Below are 15,458 nucleotides of genomic sequence, written 5' to 3'. Positions count from 1 at the left end.
ACATCGTCAGCGCCATCGACTCGAGCTCCGTCTAACGGGTAGATCGTTCCTGGGGTTCCGTAGCAGCGAGCAGGTCGCCGCGGTGGCGTTCCGCCCACTGCCCGGCTGTGGTGGCGACGGCAAGGCCGTGCGCGGCGGCGTGCTCCGGCCGTGCCGGGTAGCCGACCTCGTCGAGCCAGACCTGAGTGGCCGTCCAGGACGCTCTCCCGAGCCGCCGATCGACCTCGGTCGCCGGGAGGTGCGACGCTGTGATGCGCCGCCCGGTGACCGCGCTGATGATGTCGGCCATCTCCGAAAAGGTCACAGCGTCGCTGCCCAGCTCGATCTCCGCTCCCGCAAAGCGCTCCGGGGCGCGAGCGATCGTCACCACGATGGTGCCGAACTCCTCTGCGCCCATCAGCGCCACCTGGGTGTCCGGTGCGGTCGCCACCACCAGTTCACCGCGGGAAAGCAGTGGAAACATATGCGGGGCTTTGGGATCGATGAAGTTCTCGAGGAAGAACGCCGGCTTGACGATCGTGTAGGTGAGTCCGGCAGCCCGGACCGCATCCTCCACGTCTTCCTTGCTCTGCCAATAGTTCGTCATCGCGCCCGGGTCGATATGGGCGTGGTCGGCCCGCCATCCGGTGCCGGACACCGACGTGTGGACGAAATGTCGGACGCCTGCCTTGGCCGCGGCTTCGACCAGGTTCGCTCCTTGTCGCCGCTCCGAGTCCGGGTCCCGCGTCGGAGGCAGTTGTACGGAGAACACTGTGGAACGGCCGGTGCATGCGGCGAGTAGCGACGCGGGGTCCTCCAAATCGCCGACTGCCAGCCGGATACCGTCTGCTGCGAGTGCGCGGGCGGGCGCCGCGTCCGGGTTTCGTACCAGCGCGGTGACGTCGATGCCGGCTTGCTGCGCCGCTCGGGCGACGGCCCCGCCCTGCATGCCGGTGGCGCCGGTGACGAGCAGCGAAACGATCTCGCTCATTGAAATCCTTTTACGAGTGAACAACTGCGACGGCATCAGAAGACGCCGCTTCGGGCCCGCGCGCGTCTCAGTGAAGAATTTATAGTGAGATAATATACCTTAGCGTAGCGACCGTTCAAAGGTGCCATACGACCTTGTCCGCACCGGCCCGCAGTAGTGGGTTCGCCGCCGTCCTTCGCTCCCGACCGGACCGGAGGCTTTCAGGGATTCGATGTACTCGCGAATGGGCGACCGCAAGCGGCTCGGAGCGCTCGATCACGCGCCGGCGGGGCCGTGTCGGCGCAATGCGCCTTCGGGGTAGTCGATGCGCATGCCGGGATGGTTGCGGCCGGGGCGGTCGGACACCCCTTCGCGTAGATTAATTATATTACTATTTAGGGCAGGTTTGGCGGATGCTGCATCGAGGAGGAGTCGGAGATAATGGAGATGTCACCGCGAGGTTCGCGACCGTGGGCCCGATGTGTCGCCGCCAGGGATGAGCGCTACACCGGTGGTCGTGAGGGCCGACCGCAAGAGGTGTCGGCCGGTCCATCACCGAGCTGGCCGGCGCGTCCGGAATACCGTGTCGGGTCTTCCGTTCGTGAGGTGCTGAACTTCTTCGAGAATTGCCCGAACTGCGGCTACTCCGCTACGGCTACGGTCGTCACGCGCTGGTTCAGCGGTGGAAGCATCGAAACCGAAATGCACTTGAGCTGCGGTCTGCCGTGCGGCTGGACCGGTTCGCGGCGCCCTCTCGCCGCCGGAACTCAGGTTCCACCGTCCTGAATCGTGACTCGGGCTGTCGACCGGGATGCGTCCCAGGCGCGCCAGGCGAACATCGCATCAAGGCGTACTGCGGCGCAGCGTCACCCGGTAGGTGTAGCGCTCGGGCAGGAAGTGGCTGACCGACAGGTCGACAATCTGTCCGGTGGCATCGAAATACAACCGGTCGACGCGGAGCATCGGATGGCTTGGCGCACAATCGAGTCCGGCCGCGATGGCGGTGTCGGCGCACGAGACGGTAATCGACTGTGCGGCCTCGACGATCGGGCTTTCGAGATGGGGTTCGAGCAGGCCGATGACGGTATGCGGACTCGTCCCGCCCGTGCCTACCTCGCTGCGGTCGGCGATGTGCCGAGCGATGTGCTCGGGTAGGTGCACCGTGGTCACCACGAATGGAACTCCCTCGTGTATGCGGCGGAAGGTGATCGTATATACGACATCCGTTTCGAGGCGCAGCCGGCCGGCGGCTTCGACATCGACCCGGCGGTGCAGCGGAGTGAGGACCTCCATGGTGGTATCGGAGGACAGGCTCATCAGGTCCTCGATGGACCCGTGGTGGCGCAGGTAGCGGCCACCGGTTTCGCGGACGAAGGTGCCGCGGCCGGGGATGCGGTGGACGGTGCCGTCGGCGACGAGGTCTTGGAACGCGCGGCGCACGGTTTGGCGGCTCACTCGATACTGCTGGGCGAGTTCGGCTTCGGTCGGCAACCTGCCGCCGTCTCGGTAGTTGCCCGCGGCGATGCCGGCGCGCAGTGTCCGGGACACCAACCGGTGTGCTGATTCCCCATGGTCTGCCATCGTGTTCTCCTGCTTCGGTATTTGTACGGCCATTGTGCCAGAAAAGTAGTTAAATAGATGTATTAGTATTGACATTTGTCGCTCGGCCCTGCGAGTATCCACCTGTAGGTCAGGCCGGTGCTTCCAGGCGAAGCAGGCCTGCCCGAGGTGTATCCAGCGAGAACGGATCGAGGTAATCCGCACGTGGCGACAGAGCAGCCGGTGGACCAGCAATGGGTAGGTGGACCGTATTTCGACGAGCTCGAGCGCGGCACGGTTTTCGATTCGGCCCCAGCGGTCACGCTGACCAGCGGTTTGGCCGCGTCCCACCAGGCGATCATCGGCGACCGGCTCCGATTGCCGCTGGACGGTCGACTGTCGGAGGCGGTGACAGGCGCCTCCGAGCTGGTCGCGCATCCGGCGCTGGTGTGGGACATAGCAATCGGACAGTCCACCCTCGCGACCCACCACGTCAAAGCGAACCTTTTCTACCGTGGTCTGCGATTCCATCGTTTCCCGCTGCTCGGTGACACCCTTTACACCCGAACCGAAGTTGTGGCCCTGCGGGAGAACTCACACAAGCCGGGTCGGGCGCCGACCGGGCTCGCTGCGCTGCGGATAATCTCTGTCGACCAGCACGGCCGCACATTACTGGACTTTTACCGCTGTGCGATGTTGCCGTTGAGCCCCGGCGTCGCCACGAGCCGGATGCGGTACGAGGACGACCTGTCCACGATCGGCACCGGAAGGTCCGCAGCGCCCGACGCGGTCGGCGGCTGGGATCTCGAACTCTTCCGGCAGCGTGCCGCCGGGCGGCACTTCGAGCCCGAGTTGGTCGGCTCGACCTTCCACAGCAGCGGCGATGTCGTGTCCAGCGCACCGGAACTGGCGCGTTTGACCCTCAATATCGCCGCGGTGCACCACGATGAACGGGTCGGAGAGGGAGGACGGCTGGTCTACGGTGGGCACACCATCGGGCTGGCGCTGAGCCAGGCCACGCGTGCGCTACCGAACCTGGTGACCGTGCTGGGCTGGGAGTCCTGCGAGCACACCGGCCCGGTACGTGAGGGCGACACCTTGACCAGCGAGGTGCACGTCGAAGGCGCGGAGCAGCTCGAGGTGGGTACCGCGGTGCGGCTGCGCTCGATCGTGCAGGCGCACAGCGGGAACGCATCGAGCCGGCCTGTTCTGGACTGGCGATTCACGGCAGTGATGGCATGACGGACCTGCCCGACCTGCGGCCGCTGGCCGGTGTGCGAATCGTAGAGGTATCGAGTTTCGTCGCTTCCCCGCTGTGCGGCCTCACCCTGTCGCAACTGGGTGCGGAAGTCATTCGTGTCGATCCGATCGGCGGGGCCGGGGACAAGAACCGCTGGCCGGTCACGGAATCCGGGGAAAGTATTTATTGGACCGGGCTCAACCGTGGAAAGCGTTCTGTAACTTGTGATATGCGCAGCCCGGAGGGGCAGCATCTGGTACAGCGTCTCGTCACCGCTCCGGGTGGTGGGATTTTGGTGACCAACGCCGGTGGAAGGGATTGGTTGAGCCACGCGGCGTTGAGCGCCGTGCGGTCCGATGTGATCACGCTGCGCCTCACCGGCACCCCGAACGGAGGTGCCGCCGTCGACTACACGGTGAACGCGGCGTCCGGTTTCCCCATGATCACGGGACCGGAATCCCACGCCGGACCGGTGAACCATGCCCTGCCCGCATGGGATGTGGCGGCAGGTCTGTACGCCGCGCTGGCGATCGTCTCGGCGGTGCGGCGCCGCGAAAAGACCGGCCGCGGTGCCGAGATCGACCTCCCGTTGTCGGATGTGGCCCTCGCGGTCTCCGGGTACCTCGGCTACCTCACCGAGGTCCAGGTCAACGGTGCCGGTCGCACAGCTATCGGCAATGCGGTGTACGGCACCTACGGCCACGATTTCGTCACCGCGGATGCCGTGCGGTACATGGTGGTGGCGCTGACGCCCCGGCATATGCGTGACCTGGTACGTGTCACCGGATGCACCGCGGCGGTCGAAGCATTGGAAACAGCACTGGGCGTGGACTTCTCGACCGACGCTGACCGGTACCGCCATCGTGATCTGCTCAACGCGCTATTCGCCGCCTGGTTCGCCGAGCACACCGCCGCCGAAGTCGAGGTGGCGCTGGCGGGCTGCTCGGTGTTGTTCGAGCGCTACCGCAGCTTCGAAGAACTTGTCGGCGGCGGCCAACTCGAGACCAACCCATTGTTCTCGGTGCTACACCAACCGCGTATCGGTACCTATCTGGCGGCCGGGCTCCCCGCCGCGTTCGACGGCGGCCATCTCTCGGCCGGAGCCGCGCCGCTGCTGGGTGCCGATGGTGCGGCGGTACTGCGGGAATTACTCGGCGCGTCCGAAGACGAGATCGACCAGCTGATCGACGGTGGCCACCTCGGAGTGGCGCAAGGCTGAGCGAGCCTTTCGCCTCCGTGGCCACAGTGAATGGGTTCGCCGATTCGGTAGGCCCCCGCTATGTACAGGAACAGGAGCACACAATGACCGGCGAGAGCAACAGCGCCGACGCGCAGACGGCCGCATCGGTGTCGGCCGCGGACTTCGCCGATATTCTGGCGCAGACTCGGGCGTTCGTCCGCGACACAGTGGTACCGCGTGAACAGGAGATCGCCGAGACCGATCGGATTCCCGACGATATCCGCCGCCACGCCGCGGCGATGGGATTGTTCGGATACGCCATCCCGCAGGAATGGGGCGGCCTCGGGCTCGACCTGACGCAGGATGTGGAACTGGCCATGGAGTTCGGATACACGACCCTGGCTTTCCGGTCGATGTTCGGCACCAACAACGGCATCGCCGGCCAGGTGCTGGTGAACTACGGCACCGAGGAACAGAAGCAGCGGTGGCTGGAGGGCATCGCCTCCGGTGAGGTGGTCGCCTCGTTCGCACTCACCGAGCCCGGCGCGGGATCGAACCCGGCGGGCCTGCGCACCGCAGCCGTCCGCGACGGTGACGACTGGATCATCAACGGCGAGAAGCGTTTCATCACCAACGCCCCGTGGGCGAATCTTTTCGTGGTGTTCGCGCGGACCCGGCCGGCCGATGCCGACGGCCCGGGAATCGCGGTGTTCCTGGTGCCCGCGGATTCGCCCGGGGTCCAGGTCGGCGCCAAGGACCGCAAGATGGGCCAAGAGGGTGCGTGGACCGCAGACGTGCACTTCGCCGATGTCCGGGTGCCCGCTGCCGCGTTGGTCGGCGGGAGCGAAGACGTCGGTTATCAGGCGGCCATGGTGTCGCTGACCCGCGGCCGGGTACATATCGCGGCGCTTGCCGTCGGTGCGGCACAGCGCGGTCTGGACGAGTCGGTGAACTACGCCGCCACCGCCACCCAGGGCGGTACCGCGATCGGCGACTTCCAGCTGGTCCAGGCGATGATCGCCGACCAGTACACCGGAGTTCTCGCGGGCCGGGCGATGGTTCGGGACGCAGCCGCCCGCTATGTCTCCGGGGAGGACCGGCGGGTCGGTCCGTCGGCGGTGAAGCTGTTCTGCACCGAGATGGTGGGCAAGGTCGCCGACTTGGCCGTGCAGATCCACGGCGGTACCGGCTATATGCGCGATGTTCCGGTGGAAAGGCTGTACCGGGACGTGCGGCTGCTCCGGCTCTACGAGGGCACCAGTGAGATCCAGCGCCTCATCATCGGCGGTCAGCTGGTGAAACAAGCCAAACGGCAGATCGGCGGAGCACGGTGACGCGAGCGTCTTCGACCGAGTCCGGCCAGCCCTTCGAAAGGATCACCGCATGACAACCCTCGCCCGGACCTCCGGACTCACCGAGGTTCAATCCGAGATGCTGGCGACCGTCCGCACCTTCGTCGACCGTGAGATCATCCCGCACGCTCAGGAACTGGAACATTCCGATACTTATCCGGCCGACATCGTCGAGCGGATGAAGGAGATCGGCCTGTTCGGCATCACGATTCCCGAGGAATACGGCGGGCTCGGCGAATCGCTGCTGACCTACGCCCTGGTGGTGGAGGAGATCGCCCGCGGCTGGATGAGCGTGTCCGGTGTCATCAACACCCATTTCATCGTCGCGCACATGATCGCTCGGCACGGTACGCCCGCGCAGCGCGAGTACTACCTTCCCCGAATGGCGACCGGCGAGGTCCGCGGCTCGTTCTCGATGTCCGAGCCCGACCTCGGATCGGATGTCGCCGCCATCAGGACCCGTGCCACCCGGTCCGCCGACGACTATGTCATCGACGGAAACAAGATGTGGCTCACCAACGGCTCCACCTCCAATCTCACTGCGGTGCTGGTCAAAACAGATCTGGGCGAGGACAAGCCACACCGCAACCTCACCACTTTCCTGATCGAGAAGCCCACCGGTTACGGAGAGGTGCTACCCGGGCTAACCATTCCCGGCAAGATCGACAAGATGGGCTACAAGGGGGTCGACACCACCGAGGCGCATTTCGACGGCTTCCGGATCGGTGCCGATGCGATCCTCGGCGGGCAGCCCGGCCGCGGTTTCGCTCAGATGATGGATGGTGTCGAGGTGGGACGGGTCAATGTCGCCGCACGTGCCTGCGGGGTGGGGATCCGGTCTTTCGAGTTGGCAATCGCCTACGCCCAGCAGCGGTCGACCTTCGGGAAACCCATTGCCCAGCATCAGGCAATCTCCTTCAAGCTTGCCGAGATGGCGACGAAAGTCGAAGCCGCACATCTCATGATGGTCAACGCCGCCCGCCTCAAGGACTCCGGCGAGCGCAACGATGTCGCGGCGGGCATGGCGAAAATGCTCGCCAGCGAATTCTGTGCCGAGGTCACCCAGGAATCGTTCCGTATCCACGGCGGTTTCGGTTATTCGAAGGATGCCGAGATCGAACGGCTGATGCGGGAGGCGCCGTTCCTGCTCATCGGTGAAGGCACCAGTGAGATCCAGAAGACCATCATCAGCAAGGGGCTGCTGCGCGATTATCGCGCGTAGCCGGAGATCGCGTACTCGCGGTTGACCGGCCGTGGTCGGTGGACCGGGGCGGAGTCGGCGACGACGAGCTGCTCGAGTCGCAGCCTCCTCCTCGGCCACCCACCCCAGCGCACCCTTTGGGCAACGTAGGCGAAACGGATCGGGTCGAGCGATGGGGCTCGGAGTACGCGGTCCTAGGTAGCTATCAGCTGAACATGTCGAGGAGCTGCCGCAAGGCGGTTCGGTGTCCACCGTGCAGCGATGACGGCACGAGGATCGGAAGGTCGATTCCGGTCTCGAACCAAGCCGCCAGCCCTTCGCGGATGCGGGACGCGGGTCCGCAGAGGCAGATGTCGTCGATCCACCGGTCGGTCATCGCGGCACGCAAACGTGCGCTGTCTCCGTCACGGCGCGCTGCGTCGGCCACGTCCATCTCCTCGGTGTAGCCGGCCTCTCGCCAGTAGGCGAGAGGCCGGCTACGGGCCACGTAGGGGAGCAGGATGTCGCGGCAGCGCTCTCGTGCGGCCGTGATGTCCGCGCCGACGACGGTCGGGATCATGTCGGCGACCTCGAATCCCGGCGGACGACCGCGGTCACGCAGTTCGGCCATCAGTTCGGGCAGCCGACTGCGGGCCGCGTTCGCCTGAATGAGCCCGTCTGCTCGCGTCAGCGCGAGATCCACCATCTTCGGGCCGAGCGCCGCGAGCGCGACCCGGGGTGTACCGCCGGCCGTCGACAGCTCGTCGGTCAGTTCGTCGAGGTAGTCCCGCAGATCGCCGAGCAACGAGGACGGTCGCACGCCGAGCCGGTCGCGTTGCGGCGCGTGGCTGATGCCGAGACCGAGCACGAAGCGGCCGTCGCTGATCTCGGCGACGTGGTTTGCGGCGGCGGCGAGATCACTCGGGTGCCGCCGATAGATCGGGAGCACCGAGGTGGCGAGCGTAATGGACTTGGTGGCGTGCGCCAGCGACAGGCACAGCGAAACAGGATCACCCGCCGATGGCAGGTACAGCCCGGGGAACCCAGCGGCGTCGAACTCCGCGCCCAGCGCGACGGTCTCGGCGAGCCGTCCCGGCACGGAAAGCATCGCGACTGCGGGGAGCATCAGAAGATTCCGAACCCCCCGTCGAGCCGGAAGGTGTCGCCGGTGTGGAACGACGATGCCGGGCTTGCCAAGTAGATGGCGATGCCGGCCCAATCCTCCGGAGTGCCCCAGCGGCGCAGCGGGATACGCGAGAGGATCTTCTCGCTGACGGCCGGGTTTTCGAGCCAGCCCTCGAAGACGGGGGAGCGGGTCCATCCGGGGAGTACCGCGTTGGCCCGGATGCGGTGGCGTCCGAACTCCACGGCGAGCGAGCGGGCCAGTGCGAGCAGGCCGGCTTTGGCCGCCGCGTAGGCCTCCTCCCGTGGTGAACCGAACAGCGCGGCGATGCTGGAGGTGAGAACGATGCTGCCGCCGTTGCCGAGGGCTTTCATATGCCGGGCGGCCTCACGGGTGGTGAGGTAGGCGCCGTCGAGGTCCACCCGCATGAGGTTGCGCCACTCGTCGAGCGTCGAATCCAGATAAGGCGGGTTGGTCATGGAGTTGGCGAGTGCGGCGTTGGCGAAGCAGGAGTCCAGGCGGCCGAATTCATCGACGAGCCTGCTGAATCCGCCGACGACGGCGGCTTCGTCGGCGATATCCACCTCGTAAGCCACGGCACGGTGACCGTGCGCAAGTAGTTGGTCGACAGCTGCTTTGTTCTTGGCGGCGTTACGGCCCCAGATACACACGTCGGCCCCGGCGCGGGCGAGGCCGTCGGCCATGCCGAGGCCGACTCCGGAGTTACCGCCGGTGACGAGGGCGACGTGCCCGGTGAGGTCGAGCGGATGAGTGGAGCCGGTCACGAGGACGCTCCTTGCCGAGTCGTGCCGGCCAGCAGTTCGCGGCCGACGATGATCTGCTGAATCTCTGAAACACCTTGGGAGACATCGAAGAACACCGCCTCGCGGTAGAGGCGTTCGACGACCATCTCTCGGGTGAGGCCATATGCGCCACAGACGTGCAGGGCGGCCTCGGCGGACTCGCGCGCGGCACGCCCGGCGACCAGCCGGGCGGAGGCGGCCTCCGCGGCCACGGCAAGACCACGGTCGAGCAGGTCCGCGCAGGTGAGGACGAGCGACTCCGCGGCCAGGGTCGACGCCGCGGCCCTGCCGAGCACGGCTTGGATGGTCGGGAACTTCCGGCCGATCGGCGCGCCCCGGTGTTCGCGGGTCAACGCGTAGGCACTTGCTTCTTCGAGGGCTCGGGCGGCGATTCCGGCGCTGATGGTGGCTGCCCGCACCTTGCCGAAGGCTTCGCCGGCGATCATGACTTCGAAACCGCCGTCGATCGTGCCCACCAGGGCATCCTCGGCGAGCCGGATGCCGTCGAGTGTCACCGGCCTCGCCTCGGTGCCGCCCATCGACAGCACTTCGCTCGGCGGGCCGGTCTGCCAGCCCGGATCGGTGGTGTCGACCAGGAATGCGCCCAGCGCGGTTTCCGATGTCCGTGCGAACACCAGCGCGACGTCGGCCTGGCCGGCGAAGGAGATGAACTGCTTGGTGCCGCTCAAGCGCCATCCCGTGCCGTCGGGTTCCGCCCGCGTAGTGATCTGGCGCGGATCGGAACCCGTTGCAGGTTCGGTGAATGCCCACGAAGCCATGGATTTGCCGGCGACGAGGCCGGGTACGTAGCGCTCGACCTGTGCGGGCGTTCCGTGCTTCAGCAGTGTCATCGCCACTTGGATCGAGGTACCGGGATAGAGCGCAGCGACCGGGCAGTGCCGGGCGATTTCCCTGGTGGCGACGACGTAGGCGCGGACCGTTCCGCCATCACCGCCGTACTCCTCGGCGAACGGCAGCCTGGTCAACCCGATCTCGCACACCGCGTCCCACAGTTCTCGGGAAAAGCCCTGTGCCCGGTCGACCTCCGCGGCGAGCGGGCCGACGGTCCGGGCGGCCTGACCGTCCACGGCAGTCCGCAGATCTTCCAGGTCCTGCTCCAACCGCAACTTCATGAACAGCTCCCTCACACAAGAATAGTAATATTATTACACTATCTTCTTGCGTTTACAGGAGGTCGAGCGCACGCAGGTCGGCGACGTATTTGACGATCAGCTCACGGGTGAGATGCGGGATCTCTGTGCTTCCGGCGACCGGTGTGGCTGCCAAGGCCTCCTCCAGTCGTGGGGCCCGCGCGGCGGTGTCGAGGGTCGGCGCCAGCGGGCGCTCGTAGGCCTTCAGCAAGGGCAGGAGGGAGCGTTGCCGTTGCTGCTCGGGGAGGTTGCGCATGGCGGCTTCGGCCCGTTTCAACCAGACGCCGTGGTCCAACCGTTCGATCTTGTGGCCGGCGTCGATGAGCCAGTCGACAAAAGTGTCCAGGGAGATGCCGTCGTCGTGTGGGTTGATCAGGTGGTAGGTGCGGTAGCCCTCGGTGTGGCCACTGCCAAGGGTGTTGACCGCGGCGGTGCTGAAATCGGCGGGCAGCCCGTCGTAGTGGGCTCGCGCCGGGCCGCCGGCCTCGGTGCGCTGGTAGAACGAATCCGGCGCGAGGCCGGTAGCGACGATACTGAACAGCAGCCGGGTGAACATATCGGGCACATTGAGCTGTCCGGTGTAGCGACTGTGGGTGAGAATCATGTCGGACCGGAATACCGTCACCGGGAGGCCGCAGATGTCGTATGCCTCGCGCAACAGAACCTCACCGGCCCATTTGCTGTTCCCGTACCCGTTGGCGTAGCCGGCGTGGCACGTGCGGACCGGGCTCACCTCTCGGATGTCGGCGACCTCGTCGAACCGGCCCGGTTCGATCTGATGTGAGACGGCGATGGTCGACAGGTTCGTGAACGGCTTGATACGGCCGGTGATCGCCAGCCGGATCAGTTCGGCCGTGCCAGTGACATTGGGGCCGAACAGCTGGTCGTAGGGCAGCATGTGGTTGACCAAGGCGCCGGGATGCACGATGGCGTCGACCTGGTCCACCAGGCGCTGCCAGGTGTCGTCGTCGAGTCCCAGGCGGTATTCGCCGAGGTCGGCGACGAGTACTTCGAGGTGGTTCGCGGCCAGTTCCCGGTAATGCCGGAGCAGGTACTCGTCGCCGGTGTCGAAGGTATCGGCGAGTCGCCGGCGCGCTGCTGCTTCGTCGGCCGCGCGCACGATGCAGATGAGTCTTCCGCCGAGTGCGGCAAGACGTTCGAGCCAGTCCAGGCACAGGAACCGGCCGAGATAGCCGGTCGCGCCGGACAGCAGGACCGTTGTCGGCTCGGCATCGACCGGTTCGGGCAGCTTGGCGGCCGCATCGAGGGTGGCCGCATCGATGAATCGGTCCAGCCGTAGATCGCTCGCCCGGATCTCGGTAGCTCCTGCACCGTGTACGGCGGCGAAGGTGGGTCGTGTGTCGGTCACGGTGCGCCTGGTCTCTATGTAGCCGGCGAGGGTTTGCAGGCTGCCGGCCGGACTGATGACCACTGAGACGGGTACCTCGACACCGAAGATGTCCTGCAGCAGGTTCGAGAACGTCAGCGCAGACAACGAGTCCCCGCCCAGATCGGAGAAGTGCGCATCGGTGTGCAGATCGGTGTTCGCGCAGCCGAGCAAGGCCCGCGCGGCGCGGGTAACCGTCTCGTATACCGGCTGATCGGGACCGCCGGTCCGCAGTGCCTCGAGCTCGTCGGCTTCGCCGCGCGCGAGCGTGGCGTAGAGTTCCTCGAGCTGTTCGCCATACCGTTCGCGCAGGCGTGGCCGCAACAGTTTTCCGACCTCCGACAGCAGCCCATTGGCGGTGCTGAAGGGTTGCTCCTCGATGAGGAAGCCGCGCGGGATCTCGTACGATTCCAGACCGGCCCGTTTCGCGCTCGACTGCAGTGCCTCGGTCAGTCGGGTTCGCAGGGTCTCGGTGTCGCCGCTGGTCTGCAGGAGCGTCTCGGTCGGCACGATCACCGCCAGCAGGTACGCCTGGGCGCTGTTGCCGTACACATAGATCTGCCGGATCGCCGGGTCGTCGGTGAATACCTCTTCGACCTGCGAAATGGTGACGAATTCGCCCTGGGACAGCTTCTGCACATTGTTGCGGCGGTCGATATATACCAGCTGGCCCGGGCCGACTTCGGCCATGATGTCGCCGGTCCGATAGAAGCCGTCGGCATCGAACATCGACGCGGTCAGTTCGGGCCGGCGATAGTAGCCCGCAATGATGTTCTCGCTCTTGACCAGCAGCTCACCCCGAGGATGCGGCCGGTCGGTGCGGTGATAGCCGAGTTCCGGCACGTCGGTGAGTTTGTACTCGAGTACCGGTGGGCTCGACACCCTGCCGTTGTGCATCACATTGCCGACCTCCGTTGCCCCGTAGGAGTCATGGATCGGCACGTCGAGACAGGACCGCACGAATGCCTTGATTTCCGCGGAGATCGGTGCGCTGCCGGCGCTCACCTGCTGGATCCGCCCGCCCAGAACGTTGTCGCGGATATGGGCTTTCACAGCCGCGTCCAAACTGTCCGGATCGCTGAATTCGCCTCGCCGGGCGGCCCTTTCGCTCTGATAGATCTGGTAGATCATGTCCAGTACTCGTGGCACCGCGTAGAACTCGGTCGGCTTGGCCAGTGCGATGTCCTCGAACAGGGTCGACAGGTTCGAGTATGCGGTGAAATGAGTAGTGCCGCCGCGCTGGAAGGTGCGCCAGAGAGTCGCGAGGCCGAACGTATGACCCATCGGCATATAACCCACGTTGACCGGCGCCTCGCCGCGAGCTACCTGGGGAACCTTGCCCGTCCAGTAATTCAGTAGGAGGTGTTCGGGATACATCGCGCCCTTGGGTGCGCCGGTGCTGCCCGAGGTGTATATCAGCAGCGCCAGCGGGTCCGCACCGGGGTCGGGGACGAACAGCGGTGCGATGGGCAAGGTCCGGCCGAACGATTCGACCTCCCCTAGAGGGGCGATCGTGACATCGCCGAATTGCCGGTTCGTCGCTTCGAACGACTTGCGTTCGTCGTCGACGTCGGGGTGGTAGTCGAAGACGACCACCGACGGTCGAGGGTCGACCGCCGACGCCAGTTCGGCGGCCTTCGCCAGATGTTCCGCACTCGCCGCGATGACCTTGGGCTCGGTCTCGGCGACGATCGTGCGCAACTGTTCGACCAGAGCGCCGGCCTGCAGCGGGACGAAAACCGCACCCACAGCGGTGGTAGCCAGATGGACCGTGACGTAATCGATGCTGGCGAACCCGATCGTGACGATGCGGTCGCCGGGCCGCACTCCCTGGGCGGACCACGCCGTGGCGATCGTCCGGGCTCGTGCCCAGAGTTCGCTGTAGGTCAGGGCGGTGAACTTCGGGAGTAGACGCCGGGACCGTCGACCGGATGTGGGGTCCTCGACGATCTCGGCGGCACGACGGGCTAGGGCGGGACGATCCGCGTATCGGGTCATGACCGCGTCGACGGTCTGGGCTAGCCCGAGGAGCGGGCGGCCCTCACTCCCCAGGCGCTCCCCATCGGTGTTCATACGATCGTGGCGCGCCTCAGGTTGCCCAGTACTCATGCTCACAAACTCCCGTCTGCATTTCTGTACCGACGTCGACTGCGCGTCCGTCCAGCCGGCGCGGGAGCACTACGAGGGTGTAGTCCGGTGGGCGGCTCTGCCTCGGCGGATACGTTCTGGGCGCACCCGGGTGGGGAGTGTGCCGCTTGCTGCCGTCGGGCCGGTTCGAAATGGCGGCCCTTGTGACGCGGCTGTGCTCGCTGTCGACGTCTTTGTCCTTGCGAAGCAACCGGTGTTAGCTCCGCCGCAGTCGAGGATAACAGGTTGATTAGTTAACTGTATACTTTTTCCTGTTAGCGAGAGTGCTGGACGGCGCGCATCGAAGGTGCATGCCGGTCGACTTGCATGGCCGATGTCAACGGGCTGAGGCGGGAGCCGACCCTCGGGGCGACAGTGCCACGGCGGGGGCGGTAATATATAGATAGATATTATGGCTATTTGGGTCCTTTAGTTGATACCTTGGTCCCTTGAACGGGGACCGCCCCTGAACTGTTCCGACTCGCTGAGGAGTACTCGACCAATGGGCATGCTCGAAGGAAAGGTCGCCATCGTGACCGGTGGAGGGCGCGGTCTCGGCCGCGCCCATTGCCTCGCCCTGGCGGCCGTCGGCGCCACCGTCGTCGTCAACGACATCGGTGCCGGGCTGCATGGTGAACCCGGCAAGGAAAGCCCGGCTGACGACGTCGTCCGAGAGATCACCGCCGCCGGCGGCAGCGCCACGGCCAACGGGACCTCGGTGACGGACTGGGCCGGCGTCGAAGATCTCGTGCGTTCGACGGTCGAGCAGTTCGGCCACCTCGACATCGTGGTCAACAATGCCGGGATCGTGCGCGACCGGATGCTCTTCTCCATGTCGGAGGAGGACTTCGACGCAGTCATCGATGTGCACCTCAAGGGCACCTTCGTCCTCACCCGGCACGCGTGCGCCTATTGGCGTGAGGCGAGCAAGGCCGGCAAGGCGGTCAGCGGCCGGATTATCAACACCACTTCCGGAACCGGCTTGTTCGGCAACGTCGGTCAAGGAAACTACGGTGCGGCCAAGGCCGGCATCGTCTCGCTGACCACGATCACCGCGCTGGAGATGGCTCGCTATGGAGTGACCGCCAACGCCGTATCACCTATCGCCGCCACCCGGATGACCGAAGGTGTCGGTTCGGTGCAGGCCGATGTGCGAGCGGACGGCTTCGATCCGCGGGATCCCGCGAACACTTCGGGTGTCGTCGCCTACCTCGCGTCCGACGAAGCGGCATGGCTCACCGGGCAGGTGGTGCGTGTGGACGGCGACAAGTTCCAGCGGCTGACCGGATGGGCGATCGAGGGCGAGTACTCCAGCAGCGACGGCCGCGCGCTGGTGCCGGAAGAACTGGTCACCGCCGTGCCGCGCATCTACGGCGCGGCACCGCGGGGACGGGCCTTTCACCGTTCGTGAATTCGACGAGATCCAG

Annotated in this window: 11 protein-coding genes; 5 read left to right on the top strand and 6 right to left on the bottom strand. The window is 65.9% G+C overall.

The features are described from left to right. Window positions 1–31: 31 nt before the first annotated feature. Both ACFYOW_RS07460 and ACFYOW_RS07455 read right to left on the bottom strand, forming a co-directional pair. On the bottom strand, window positions 32–970 hold the full coding sequence (locus ACFYOW_RS07460; RefSeq protein ID WP_387285429.1) for an NmrA family NAD(P)-binding protein: 939 nt from the start codon (window positions 968–970) through the stop codon (window positions 32–34). Between the two features lie 822 nt (window positions 971–1,792). Further along, window positions 1,793–2,530 carry a GntR family transcriptional regulator gene (locus ACFYOW_RS07455; RefSeq protein ID WP_387285427.1) on the bottom strand — a complete coding sequence of 246 codons (738 nt, stop codon included), beginning with the start codon at window positions 2,528–2,530 and terminating at the stop codon, window positions 1,793–1,795. Window positions 2,531–2,731: 201 nt separating this feature from the next. On the opposite strand from ACFYOW_RS07455, the gene ACFYOW_RS07450 reads away from it, so the two are divergent. The 4 genes from ACFYOW_RS07450 to ACFYOW_RS07435 all read left to right on the top strand — a co-directional run bounded on the left by ACFYOW_RS07450 (window position 2,732) and on the right by ACFYOW_RS07435 (window position 7,482). Beyond that, window positions 2,732–3,730 (top strand): MaoC family dehydratase, encoded by a 999-nt coding sequence (locus ACFYOW_RS07450; RefSeq protein WP_387286061.1) that lies wholly within the window; start codon window positions 2,732–2,734, stop codon window positions 3,728–3,730. After that, window positions 3,727–4,947, top strand: coding sequence for a CoA transferase (locus tag ACFYOW_RS07445; protein WP_387285426.1), 1,221 nt, complete (start codon window positions 3,727–3,729; stop codon window positions 4,945–4,947). Before ACFYOW_RS07450 ends, ACFYOW_RS07445 begins: the two co-directional genes overlap by 4 nt. Before the next feature lie 83 nt (window positions 4,948–5,030). Next, complete coding sequence (locus ACFYOW_RS07440) at window positions 5,031–6,242, top strand: acyl-CoA dehydrogenase family protein (RefSeq protein ID WP_387285424.1); 1,212 nt, start codon at window positions 5,031–5,033, stop codon at window positions 6,240–6,242. A gap of 49 nt (window positions 6,243–6,291) precedes the next feature. Further along, a complete protein-coding gene (locus ACFYOW_RS07435; RefSeq protein WP_387285422.1) occupies window positions 6,292–7,482 on the top strand; it encodes an acyl-CoA dehydrogenase family protein in 1,191 nt (396 codons plus the stop codon). A 184-nt stretch (window positions 7,483–7,666) separates the two neighbouring features. Here ACFYOW_RS07435 and ACFYOW_RS07430 read toward each other — a convergent pair whose 3' ends face one another. Genes ACFYOW_RS07430 through car form a run of 4 tightly spaced genes read right to left on the bottom strand, consistent with a single transcriptional unit; the run spans window position 7,667 to window position 14,013 of the window. Continuing rightward, the gene (locus ACFYOW_RS07430) at window positions 7,667–8,566 is read right to left on the bottom strand and encodes an LLM class flavin-dependent oxidoreductase (protein ID WP_387285420.1); all 900 of its coding nucleotides are present in this window, start codon (window positions 8,564–8,566) and stop codon (window positions 7,667–7,669) included. After that, window positions 8,566–9,348, bottom strand: a complete 783-nt coding sequence (locus ACFYOW_RS07425; RefSeq protein ID WP_387285418.1) for an SDR family NAD(P)-dependent oxidoreductase — start codon at window positions 9,346–9,348, stop codon at window positions 8,566–8,568. The genes ACFYOW_RS07430 and ACFYOW_RS07425 overlap by 1 nt, the downstream gene beginning before the upstream one ends. After that, a complete protein-coding gene (locus ACFYOW_RS07420) occupies window positions 9,345–10,514 on the bottom strand; it encodes an acyl-CoA dehydrogenase family protein (RefSeq protein WP_387285416.1) in 1,170 nt (389 codons plus the stop codon). Before ACFYOW_RS07420 ends, ACFYOW_RS07425 begins: the two co-directional genes overlap by 4 nt. 37 nt (window positions 10,515–10,551) lie before the next feature. Continuing rightward, the gene (car, locus tag ACFYOW_RS07415) at window positions 10,552–14,013 is read right to left on the bottom strand and encodes a carboxylic acid reductase (RefSeq protein WP_387285414.1); all 3,462 of its coding nucleotides are present in this window, start codon (window positions 14,011–14,013) and stop codon (window positions 10,552–10,554) included. A 520-nt stretch (window positions 14,014–14,533) separates the two neighbouring features. Between car and ACFYOW_RS07410 the strand changes: the two genes are divergently transcribed. Continuing rightward, entirely contained in the window at window positions 14,534–15,442 is a 909-nt protein-coding gene (locus tag ACFYOW_RS07410) for an SDR family NAD(P)-dependent oxidoreductase (RefSeq protein WP_387285412.1), read from the top strand. Window positions 15,443–15,458 lie beyond the last annotated feature (16 nt).

The sequence above is a fragment of the Nocardia sp. NPDC006982 genome (genome assembly GCF_042869435.1).
Taxonomy (GTDB): domain Bacteria; phylum Actinomycetota; class Actinomycetes; order Mycobacteriales; family Mycobacteriaceae; genus Nocardia.
Note: the sequence above shows the minus strand (reverse complement) of the source record. Positions and strands in the feature narration are given on the sequence as shown.